General features: G+C 63.8%; 8 protein-coding genes. 2 read left to right on the forward strand and 6 right to left on the reverse strand.

What is annotated here, in order from left to right:
- Nucleotides 1-61: 61 nt before the first annotated feature.
- A complete protein-coding gene (gene yihA, locus GTP58_RS10875; RefSeq protein ID WP_161077535.1) occupies nt 62-772 on the forward strand; it encodes a ribosome biogenesis GTP-binding protein YihA/YsxC in 711 nt (236 codons plus the stop codon).
- Nucleotides 765-1,772 carry a porphobilinogen synthase gene (hemB, locus tag GTP58_RS10880; RefSeq protein ID WP_072786841.1) on the forward strand — a complete coding sequence of 336 codons (1,008 nt, stop codon included), beginning with the start codon at nt 765-767 and terminating at the stop codon, nt 1,770-1,772. The genes yihA and hemB overlap by 8 nt, the downstream gene beginning before the upstream one ends.
- A gap of 9 nt (nt 1,773-1,781) precedes the next feature.
- Here the strand turns inward: hemB and GTP58_RS10885 are convergent, their stop codons facing one another.
- From GTP58_RS10885 to GTP58_RS10910, 6 genes are all read right to left on the reverse strand, one after another.
- Nucleotides 1,782-2,558, reverse strand: a complete 777-nt coding sequence (locus GTP58_RS10885) for a hypothetical protein (protein WP_373924742.1) — start codon at nt 2,556-2,558, stop codon at nt 1,782-1,784.
- Between the two features lie 257 nt (nt 2,559-2,815).
- The gene (locus tag GTP58_RS10890) at nt 2,816-4,525 is read right to left on the reverse strand and encodes an FAD/NAD(P)-binding protein (RefSeq protein WP_161077537.1); all 1,710 of its coding nucleotides are present in this window, start codon (nt 4,523-4,525) and stop codon (nt 2,816-2,818) included.
- 70 nt (nt 4,526-4,595) lie between these two features.
- The gene (locus GTP58_RS10895; protein WP_161077538.1) at nt 4,596-7,745 is read right to left on the reverse strand and encodes an efflux RND transporter permease subunit; all 3,150 of its coding nucleotides are present in this window, start codon (nt 7,743-7,745) and stop codon (nt 4,596-4,598) included.
- A 3-nt stretch (nt 7,746-7,748) separates the two neighbouring features.
- The gene (locus GTP58_RS10900) at nt 7,749-8,912 is read right to left on the reverse strand and encodes an efflux RND transporter periplasmic adaptor subunit (RefSeq protein WP_161077539.1); all 1,164 of its coding nucleotides are present in this window, start codon (nt 8,910-8,912) and stop codon (nt 7,749-7,751) included.
- A 125-nt stretch (nt 8,913-9,037) separates the two neighbouring features.
- On the reverse strand, nt 9,038-10,393 hold the full coding sequence (locus tag GTP58_RS10905) for an ATP-binding protein (protein WP_072786836.1): 1,356 nt from the start codon (nt 10,391-10,393) through the stop codon (nt 9,038-9,040).
- The gene (locus GTP58_RS10910; protein ID WP_161077540.1) at nt 10,390-11,118 is read right to left on the reverse strand and encodes a response regulator; all 729 of its coding nucleotides are present in this window, start codon (nt 11,116-11,118) and stop codon (nt 10,390-10,392) included. Before GTP58_RS10910 ends, GTP58_RS10905 begins: the two co-directional genes overlap by 4 nt.
- Between the last annotated feature and the right edge of the window lie 113 nt (nt 11,119-11,231).

An 11,231-nucleotide genomic window follows, 5' to 3' on the forward strand; every position in this document is an offset into this window, starting at 1 on the left:
CATTGTACAATAGCTTAAAAAAATACCTGCTTTAAACTGTTGCTTTTTTCCCCACTCCCCCATGTCCAAACTCTGGCAAGCCCGTTTCTTCACGACCGTTAACCAATTACGCGACCTCCCTGACACCCAAGTCCCGGAGATTGCTTTTGCAGGTCGTTCCAATGCCGGTAAATCGACCGCCATCAATATTCTGTGTAACCAGAAGGGCCTGGCGTTCGCGTCCAAGACCCCTGGCCGTACCCAGCACATCAACTTCTTCTCGATCGGTGGCGCCCACGTCGCCCAGCACCGCAAGGACCCGACCATCGTCGAGGAAATCCAGGCGCTGCTGGTCGACTTGCCGGGCTACGGCTATGCGGAAGTGTCCGGCTCGGCCAAGCTGCACTGGCAGCGCCTGCTGGGCGACTACGTCCAGCGCCGCGACCAGCTGGCTGCGCTGATCCTGATTATGGACTCGCGCCGCCCGTTCACCGAGCTCGACGTGCAGATGCTCGAATGGTTCGCCCCGACCGGCAAGCCGATTCATTGCATTTTGACCAAGGTTGACAAACTGAACCGCAACGAATCCGTCAACGTGCTGCGCCAAGCCAAAGCCAAGCTGGACAGCTACGTGGACGAAGACGGTGAAGGTTTCCCGTTCACCGTACAGCTGTTTTCCGCCATCAAGCGCGTGGGCATCGATGAAGCCAACGACAAGATCCTTGAACTGGCGGGACTGCTGGACGACGAAGACGTCCCTCCTCCCGATGTAGAAAGTGATAGCAATGACTAAAGTTTCTGCGCAATTCCCCGCGATCCGCATGCGCCGCATGCGCCGCGATCCCTTCTCCCGCGCGCTGATGCGCGAAAACGTCGTCACCAGCGCCGACCTGATCTACCCGGTGTTCATCCTCGAAGGCACACACCAGCGTGAGGCCGTGGCGTCCATGCCGGGCGTGGAGCGCGTCTCGGTAGACCTGCTGCTGAAGGTGGCGGAAGAATGCGTGGCGCTGGGGATTCCGGTGCTGGCGCTGTTCCCGGTCATCGATGCGGCCAAGAAAACCCCGGACGGCATCGAAGCCACCAATCCGGACGGCCTGGTGCCGCGCGCCGTGCGCGCACTCAAGCAGGCGTTCCCGGAACTGGGCATCCTGACCGACGTGGCGCTGGACCCGTACACCAGCCACGGCCAGGACGGCGTGATCGATGACAACGGCTACGTCATCAACGACATCACCACCGACCTGCTGGTGCGCCAGGCGCTGTGCCAGGCAGAGGCAGGGGTGGACGTGGTGGCGCCATCGGACATGATGGACGGCCGTATCGGCGCCATCCGCGAGGCGCTGGAAGCGGCTGGCCACATCCACACCCGCATCATGGCCTACTCGGCCAAGTATGCGTCGGCGTTCTACGGCCCGTTCCGCGATGCGGTGGGGTCGGCCAAGAACCTCGGCAAGGGCGACAAAAACCAGTACCAGATGGACCCGGGCAACAGCGACGAAGCGCTGCGCGAAGTCGGCCTGGACCTGGCCGAAGGCGCCGATATGGTCATGGTCAAACCCGGCATGCCTTACCTGGACATCGTGCGCCGCGTGAAGGATGAATTCAAGGTGCCGACCTTTGCCTACCAGGTCAGCGGTGAGTACGCCATGCTCAAGGCCGCCGCGCAAAACGGCTGGCTGGACCACGACAAGGTGATGATGGAATCGATGCTGGCCTTCAAGCGCGCCGGCGCCGACGGCATCCTGACCTACTTCGCGCTGGACGTGGCGCGCAAGCTCAAGGCCCAGTAAGCCGCGGGTTTAACGTCGGCGGTAATCCGGGAAGAATTCTTTCATCAGGAACGCCGACATCTGGGCCTCGTCCGACGGGCGGGTGCCCAGCACGATGGTCTTGCCCAGACGCTGCGACTGGAACGGCACTTCTTCCGGCCAGTCCTTGCGAATCAGCTCCATGAGCCGCTTGACGACGGCGGTTTCAATATCCTGCTCGGCGCCACGGTCGACGCGCACATCCTGCAGCCATTCCCGCTTGAAGCTCGAGTTCCAGTGACGGAACTTGACCTGTGCCGAATTGGCGCGCAGGTCCACAATCTCAATCATGCCGCCCTTCTGCTCACGCTCACCCGAGGCCGAACGGCCCTGGGCGCCCATGATGTTGGCCATGGCGATGCGCTTGGCGCGGTCGGCTTCGCTCTCGGCGGGCGGCTGCGGCGTCGGCTGCGGATTTTGCGCTTCACGCGCGGCGCGGCGCTTGGCGATCATTTCCGACATATCCTGCTCCGGCGGCGGCGTCATCTTGGCCTGCACCGGCGGCACGTAGGTTTCCAGCTTCGGCGCGGCCGGCGCCGGCTCGCTGCGCTTGACGACCTGTTTGCGCGGCTGCTGCGTCGGCGGTTTGATGGCTTTCGGCGTTTCCGGCTTGGTGACGGGCTTGGGCTTCTTGGGTTCGGCCAGCGGCGCGATGTAGACCATTTCGCCGCGCTTGGCGGTGGATGGCGGCACCGGCTTGTGCGACGGCGCAAACAGGTAGTACAGCACGCCCAGCACGTGCAGCGCGATGGAGATGCCGATACCAATGCGGTTGTTCTTCGATTTGCGTTCCCACGTCGCATAGCCCTGCTGCGCCGACGGCAGGCGCTGGCCGCAAGTCTCGCAGTATTCAGAGTGCGCTGAGAGGATGTGGGAATCGTGGTGCAAGATACAAACCTTGTGGAACGCAGAAGTCGTCAAAATGGGGCCATAGTGCCAGAGTCCCGCTCTTTTGGGAACCGCTCCAGGGTAGCCACTGTACAAGTTACGGCCCTTGACGGATGTTACCGTATGTATCAATTGCTTTACAGAGTGCCATGAATTTGCGCTGCCATGGTCTCATACGGCTGCCGGTCCTCCCGATGCCCCTCCATTGTAGCGGCCATGGCCATCACGCATTGTTCGGCATCCAACACCTGGCGCGAGCGCAGCTGCGGGCGTGGCAAGGCGTAAGTGTAGTAGTGCGGCCCCTCTGCCGGATAGCCCAGCGCCCACAGATTGGGCTGCACTTTGTCCTGCGCGTCGAGCAGCTGGCCGGCACGGTTGATGGCCAGGCCGCCGGGGTGGAAATCACCGTTGTAATAGGGCTGCACGAGGCCGCGCTGCAACACATTACGGATGAGTAAGGATGTGTCGGTTTTGGGCGAAAACCCCGCCAGTCTTGCCATCACGATCACATCCGCTGTCCAGCATTCGATGCCCTGGGCAAATGGCGTGCGCAGCGTATGGGCGTCGATGCTGTTGCCAGGGCCGGCATGGAGCGCGATGACGCCGGCGTCGAGCAGCGCCAGCAGTTCCTCATTGCGCCGCAACGGCGGCCCGAACGCCGTGCGGTTGATGGCCGGGTGATATACCGCCAGGTAGCGGCGGTGCGAGGCCGGCGTCAGGCCGCCATGTTCGACCACGGCCTGCAGCACCGCGCGCACGTCGCGCAGCACGTCGGTGGCCGCCTTGGTTGGACTGGCCACATTACCCTTGCGGGCCTCGGCCAGGTCGCGTTCCAGCCAGTCGCGGAAATAGCGGCGGAATTCGGCCAGCGAGGCGAACCGCCGGTCTTGTGTGGGAAACAGCAGTTCGGCAAACAGCGCATCATTGTCCCGCGCCGCGGCGCCAGGCGTGGCGCGGTAAACCTCGGCCATTTCGCGCTTCAGCAGCGGCAACAGGTCGCGTTCGAAGTCCAGCTGGGTGGTGCCGCGCTGGATCAGCGACTGGCGGCGCAGCATGGCCACCGCATCCAGCGTGAAGTAGCGCGGCTGGTGACGGCCGTCCACGCCCTTCTGGTTGATGCCGCGCGCGGCGTACGGCAGGCAGTTGCGCGAGCACAGCGTCAGCTGCGGTTCACGGCCGGACGCCAGATAACGCAGGCCGCTGCCGCTGGCGACAAAGCTGCCGCCGCGTCCCACAGTCAAGCCGGCAATCACATCGTGCGCGGTCAGGCCCAGTCCCTGGATCGCCACGCGCGCACCGGCAGCAATATGCGCCAGCTGCTGTGCCGGATAGGCATTGCCGGCGCCATGGCCCGTGGTGAGGCACACAAAGTCGCTCACCACCACGCTGCCATCTTCGAGCACCACCTCGCAGCGGCCGTCCTGGCGCCGCTGCAGGTCGACGGCAAGCAGGCGGTGATGGGTCAGCGCGGCGCCAGCCGGCAAGGCGGCGGCAATTTGCGTGTAGCACCAGCCCAGGTACTCGCCCAGCAGGCTGCGCGGCAGATAGTCGGCATCGGTGACGGGGATGCCGGCCTGCCGCGCCCATTCCGTCAGGGTCGGCGTCGCGCAGACGGGCGCGTGCTGCACAGCGCCAGCAGCGGGAAACAGCGTGACCTGGCAGGCCAGTGTGTTGATGAGCAAATAGGGGGGCTGCTGCGCCAGATGCGCGCCCTGCCCGCATTCGCCGGGATCGATGACCACGATATCAAGGGGAAGCTGGCGGGCCAGCGCGACGGCAGCGAGGCGTTCAAAAACGCTGAGTCCGCGCGGACCCATGCCGATCAGGGTGACGGTATAGCGTTGCATCGTATCGCCTCTTTATCCTGGAAAACTTGCCCATGATAAAGAGGCGATGTTCAGATCAGCTTGTCACCGCTCAATGCTTGTTCACGGCTTTCAACGGCACCGCGTGGACGGCCTCGCGTTCCGGTGCCGGGGTGGCGGCGTCGTCGGCGATTTCCTTGTCGCTCATCGGACCGGTGCCACTGTACTTGTCGAGGAACAGGTAGATCACCGGCGTGATGTACAGCGTGATCACTTGCGAGAAGATCAGACCGCCCACCACTGCCAGGCCCAGCGGCTGGCGCAGTTCGGCGCCCGCGCCCAGGCCCAGCGCGATCGGCAGTGCGCCCATCAGCGCTGCCATGGTGGTCATCATGATCGGCCGGAAGCGCAGGATACAGGCCTGGCGGATCGCCACGTCCGGTGTCAGCCCTTCATTGCGCTGCGCGTGCAGCGCGAAGTCGATCATCATGATGGCGTTTTTCTTGACGATACCAATCAGCATCAGGATGCCGATAATTGCGATCATCGTCAGGTCCAGGTTGAACAGGCGCAGCGTCAGCAGCGCGCCCACCGCAGCGGACGGCAGGCCGGCCAGAATCGTCAGCGGGTGGATGTAGCTCTCGTACAGCACGCCCAGCAGCACGTAGATCACGCCCAGCGCGGCGACAATCAGGATCAGCTGGCTGCCCTGCGAACTCTGGAACACCGCGGCATCGCCACCGTAGTTGGTGATGATGGAAGGTGGCAGGTGCATATCCGCCGCCCATTGGTCGATCTTGGCTGTGGCGATACCCAGCGGCACATCCGGCGCCAGGTTGAACGACAGCGTAATCGCCTGCAGCTGGCCCTGGTGGTTCACGGCAGTCGGGCCGATGGTGCGTTCCACCGTGGCAAAGCTGGACAGCTGCACCAGCTGGCCGCTCTTGTTGCGCACCGAGATGCGCGTCAGCGCGCTGTCGAACTGGCGGTCGGCATCGGCCGCTTCCAGGATCACGTAGTAGCTGGCGGCCGGCGAGTAAATCGTCGAGACCTGGCGTTCACCAAAGGCCAGGTACAGCGCGGTGCGGATGTCGCCGATCGCCACGCCCAGGTTGTTGGCCTTGTCGCGGTCGATCTTGAGCGAGGCTTGCAGGCCCTTGTTCTGCGAATCGCTGGTGACGTCGCGGAAATCCTGGTCGGCCCGCATGCGGTCCATATATTTTTCCGCCCACTCGTTCAGCGCGCCCGGGCTCACCGATTGCAGCGTGTACTGGTAGCGGCTCTTGGACTGGCGCCCGCCCAGCTGCAAGTTCTGCACCGGACTCAGATAGACGGCGATGCCCGGCACCTGCTTGGTGGCCTTGCGCAGGCTGTCGAGCACCTGCGGCATTTTCTTGCGCTGGTCGCGCGGCTTGAGCACCAGGAACATGCGGCCGGTATTGCCGCCGCCGACAAACGAAGTCACATCCTGCACGTTCGGGTCGGCCTTGATGACGGCCGCGACTTTCTCCTGCAAGTCCATCAGCGCGACCGAGGAAATGTCTTCGGACGCCTCGGTGTTGACGCGGATCTGGCCCAGGTCTTCTTCCGGGAAGAAGCCCTTGGGAATGGTCACGTACAGCACGGCGGTCAGCGCGAACGTGATGAACGCGGCCAGCAGCACGATGTAGCGGTGGCGCAGCGACACGTCCAGCGTGCGTGCGTAGAAATCGCGCAGCGCGCCAAAGCCGGCCTCGAACCAGCGGCCGATGAAGTTGCCCTTGTCGTGTTCAGGGTCGATGGCGTCCGGCGGCAGCAGGCGGCTGGCCAGCATTGGCACCAGCATCAGCGACACGGCCGCCGACACCAGCACGGACAAGGCCACCACCACGGCAAATTCATGGAACATCAGGCCGATCACACCAGGCATGAAGAAGATCGGAATGAACACCGCCACCAGCGATACGGAAATCGAGATAATCGTGAAGCCCATTTCCTTGGCGCCGATCAGCGATGCTTCCAGCGGCCGTTTGCCCATCTCGATGTGGCGCACGATGTTTTCCAGCACCACGATGGCGTCGTCCACCACCAGGCCCACGGCCAGCGTAATGCCGAGCAGCGAGACGTTGTCCAGCGAGTAGCCGAATGCGTACAGCAGCGCCAGCGCGCCCAGCAGCGAAATCGGCATTGTGATGGCCGGGATGAAGGTGGCCGCCGCGCGGCGCAGGAACAGGAAAATCACCATCACCACCAGCGCCACCGTCAGCAGCAGCGTCAGGTTGACGTCGTGGATCGCTTCGCGGATCGACACCGAGCGGTCATTGACCAGGTTGATGTTGATCGACGCCGGCAGCTGCGCCTTGAACTGCGGCAGCAGGCGGCGCACGCCGTCCACCACCTGCACGGTGTTGGCGTCCGGCTGGCGCTGCACCAGCAGCACGATGGAACGCTCGCCGTTGTAGCTGCCGGCCGCCTTGGTCGACTGGAAGCTGTCCTGCACGTCGGCCACATCCTTGAGACGCACCGGCTCGCCATTGCGCTGGGCGACGATGAGGTTGGCATAGTCGGCCGCCTTCATGAGCTGGGCGTTGCCCTGGATGGTCAGCGTCTGGCTCGGGCCGTCCAGAATGCCCAGCGGCGTGTTGGCGTTGGCCGACTTGATCGCTTGCTGCAGCTCGTCCAGCGTCAGGTTACGCGCGTTCATGAGGTCCGACTTGGCGCGGATGCGGACCGCAAAGCGCTTCTGGCCGTTGACCGTGACCTGCGCCACACCCGGCAATGTCGACAGGCTCGGCGCGATCAGGTTTTCGGCGTAGTCGTTCAGCTCGGACAAGGTCAGCGAGGGCGAGTTCATGGTCATGAACAGCACCGGCGCATCGGCCGGATTGACCTTGCGGTAGGACGGCAGGTCCGTCATCTCGATCGGCAACTGGCGCTGCGCGCGCAGCAGCGCGGCCTGCACATCGACCGCCGCCTCGTTGACGTTAATGCTCGGGTCAAACTCCAGCGTCAGCGAGGAATTGCCCAGCGTATTGGTGGAGGTAATCATCGCCAGGCCGGCGATGGTGGAGAACTGTTTCTCCAGCGGCAGCGCCACCGAGGACGCCATGGTTTCCGGCGCGGCGCCCGGCAGGTCGGCCGAGACGTTGATCACCGGCGTGTTGTAGCTCGGCAGCGCCGCCACCGGGATGTAGAAATACGCCAGCACGCCGGCCAGGATCAGGGTGGCCGACAACAGCACCACCATGACGGGACGGCGGATGCACAACTCGGAAAGGTTCATCGCTTAGCCTTTCTGCTTAGTACCATCGGCCTTGGCATCGGCTGGCTTGTCGGCGGAGGCGATACGCACCTTGCCGCCCGGCCGCAGGTTCTGCTTGCCGTCGACGATCACCTGCTCGTCACCGCTCAGGCCGGACACGGCGGCATTTTCGCCAAACGCGTACAGCCGCTTGATGTTGACCACTTTGGCGGACTGGTCTTTGTCCACCGCGTAGATGAAGGTCCCGCGGGTATTGCTAATGATAGCGTTTTGCGGTATCACCGTCGCATCTTTTATGATGTGGGACACCAGCCTGGTGTTGACGTATTGGCCAGGCCACAGATTGGTGTCCCGGTTGTCGAACTGCGCCTTGACGCGGATCACGCCCGCCACCGGATCGACCGTGTTGTCGATAAAGCTCAGCGCGCCATTGATGGCCACGCTGGAATTGTCCAGCGTCACCTGCACCGGCACCGCGCCCTGACGCTGGGCCGCCATCAGGCCGGACAGTGCGGTTTCCGGCAAGGTGAAGGCCACCGTGATCGGGTCCAGCTGGGTGACGGTGGTCAGCGAGGTGGTCATCTGCACCAGGCTGCCCGGGAAGACGTTGATAGCGCCGACCCGGCCCGTCATCGGCGCGCGGATGGCGGTGTAGCTGGCGTCCACGCTGGCCGAGCGGGCGGCGGCAACGTCGGCCTGCAGCAGCGCGCGCGCGGAATCGACCTGGCTCTTGAGCGTATCGACCGCGCCCTGGGCGATGAATTTTTTCTCCAGCAGTTCCAGCGCGCGTTTGTACTGGCGCTCGTAGTCGGCCAGCGCGGCGCGGTCACGCTCGACCTGCGCCTGCGCCTTGTCCATATTGGCGCGCTCGGTACGGTCGTCCAGCGTGAACATCAGCTCGCCCGATTTGACGAACTGCCCTTCCTTGATATGCACTTTGGCGATGGTGCTGGTAGTTTGCGGATGCAAGTCCACGGTGCTGATCGGCGTCACCGTGCCGTTGGCCTCCAGGGTTACGGGCACATCCTGCCGCTTGGGGGCAACAATGCTGACGGTGGTGGGGCCTTGCGGGCCGTTGCCCGGCTTGTGGGCGCCGGCTGGCTCGGCGCCTTGGTGCGTCATGTACCAGATGCCCCCTGCCACTACCACGATTGCGCCGACCAAAGATGCTATGGATGATTTTTTCATTTTAATAATGTTTTTGCCGTCGAAAATATTGCCGCCGTGCCTAGGGGCAAAATATTGTCGCATAGTATCCACGAGAAAAACTGCAACAATATGACCAGTTGCCAGTTTTTCTGTAGACCGTTGCGTTAGCTGCCGGCGTAGTACTCCGGCACCACCAGTGTCACTTCCAGGCCGCCGTCCTTGTGGTTGGACAGCGAGACATTGGCGCCGTGCTGCTCGGCGATGTTACGGGCGATGGTCAGCCCCAGGCCGGTACCACCCGATTCCCGCGAGCGCGAGGTTTCGATGCGGTAGAACGGTTCGAACACGCGCGCCATCTGGTCCGCGGCAATGCCGGGACCGCCGTCGCGGATGCGGATGCGCGCCGCGCCAGCCATGCGCTCCACTGTCACGTGGGCGTACTGGCCGTACTTGACGGCGTTGTCGATCAGGTTGACCAGGCAGCGGCGGATCGCCAGCGGCCGGCCCATCAGCGCCATCGCCGCGCGGCCGCGCAGTTCCACCTGCTGGCCGACGTCGGTGGCGTCGCTGCACACGCTGTCGAGCAGCGCGTCGAGGTCAAGCGCCTGCATGGTTTCCGTGGAATCCATGCTGCGCGCCAGGTCCAGGCCTTCCTTGACCATTTGCTGCATGGCCGACAGGTCGTCAATGAGACGCTGCTGCAGCTCGGCGTCGCTGACTTTTTCCAGCCGCAGGCGCAGCCGGGTCAGCGGCGTTTGCAGGTCGTGGGTGATGGCGGCCAGCATCTGCGTGCGCTGGGTGATGTGCTGGCGGATGCGCGCCTGCATGGCGTTGAACGCCGCGCTGGCCTGGCGGATTTCCGCGGCGCCGCTCAGCACCACGGGCGGGTGGTTGATGTCGTTGCCGAGATCCTTGGCGGCCTGCGCCAGACGCTTCAGCGGGCGCATAGTCATGCGCGCCACCAGGTAGGCCAGGAACGCAATCGAGACCAGGAACGGCAGCAGCGACAGCAGCTCGCTATGGCCCGATGGCGGCGGCTGGCGCGGCGGCAACACCGACAGCTTGAGCGTCTGGCCGTCGTGCAGGCGCACATTCATGGTTTCACAGGTGCCGCGCCACTGCGACGGCGCAAAGATGCTGTTGCTCTGGCGTGGCTGGTCGCAGGCGGCCGGATGTTCCGCCAGCGGCCCCAGCGAATAGCGCTCGCCCAGGCGCTGTTGCAGCAAGGTGGAGAATTCGGTCGCCGGCAGTCCTTGCGCCTGCGGCACATCGCTGATTTCCAGCCGCACCGTGCCGCGGTTGGCCGCCACCAGATAGGTGGGACGCGCGCTTTCCGGCATCACGTCGGCGGTGGTGATCAATTGCTCGGCCCGTTCCAGCGCGTGGAAGTCGCGGTAGCGCTCCAGCGCGCGCGTGCGTTCGTTCACGGCCAGCCACTGGGTCAGCGCGGCCGACGCCACAATACCCAGCAACAGGACCAGGAATACCCGTCCGGTCATCGAACCGAGGAAGGCTCTCACGCTTGCGGCTCCACGCTGACCTGGCCGGCCAGCACATACCCGCCGTTACGGACGGTTTTGATGATTTGCGGCATGCGCGCGTCTTCGCCAAGCTTCTGGCGCAGGCGGCTGATCTGGATATCGATCGAACGGTCGAACGGATCGGCGTCGCGGCCCTGGGTCAGGTTGAGCAGCTGGTCGCGGTTCAGCACGCGGTTCGGATGTTCGAGGAACACCTTGAGCAGGCGGAACTCAGCGCCCGACAGCATGATGACGATGCCGTCCGGATTCAGCAGGTGGCGCGCGGTCAGGTCCAGCGTCCAGCCCGAGAATTTCATTTGCTGCGCCTTGTCCGTACCCACGCCTACCGGCATCGCATTGCTGCGGCGCAGAACGCTGCGGATGCGCGCCAGCAGTTCACGCGGCTCGAACGGTTTCGGCAGGTAGTCGTCGGCGCCCATTTCCAGGCCGAGGATGCGGTCCAGCGGCTCGTTGCGGGCGGTCAGCATGATCACCGGCAGCGTCGAGTGCGCGCGCAGCTTGCGGCACAGGGTAAGGCCATCGTCGCCCGGCAGGTTCAGGTCCAGCACCACCAGCTCGGGGCGGGCTTCGTCCAGCAGTTTCCACATCGCAGCGCCATCGGCGGCGCACAGCGCGCGGTAGCCGTTGGATTCAAGGTAATCCGCCAGCAAAGTGCGAATGTCACGATCGTCGTCAACGATCAAAATAGTAGATGTCGGTTCCATGCGCTCATTATCCATGCAAGACCATGCACCAATTGTATCGTCTTGTATATCCATATAGGGCATTGCGGGGGGCGAAACATCTGGATACAAAAACTTCGGCGAGCGCAACGTAA

Origin of the sequence: Duganella sp. CY15W (genome assembly GCF_009857555.1) — a bacterium.
GTDB classification, from domain to species: domain Bacteria; phylum Pseudomonadota; class Gammaproteobacteria; order Burkholderiales; family Burkholderiaceae_D; genus Rugamonas; species Rugamonas sacchari.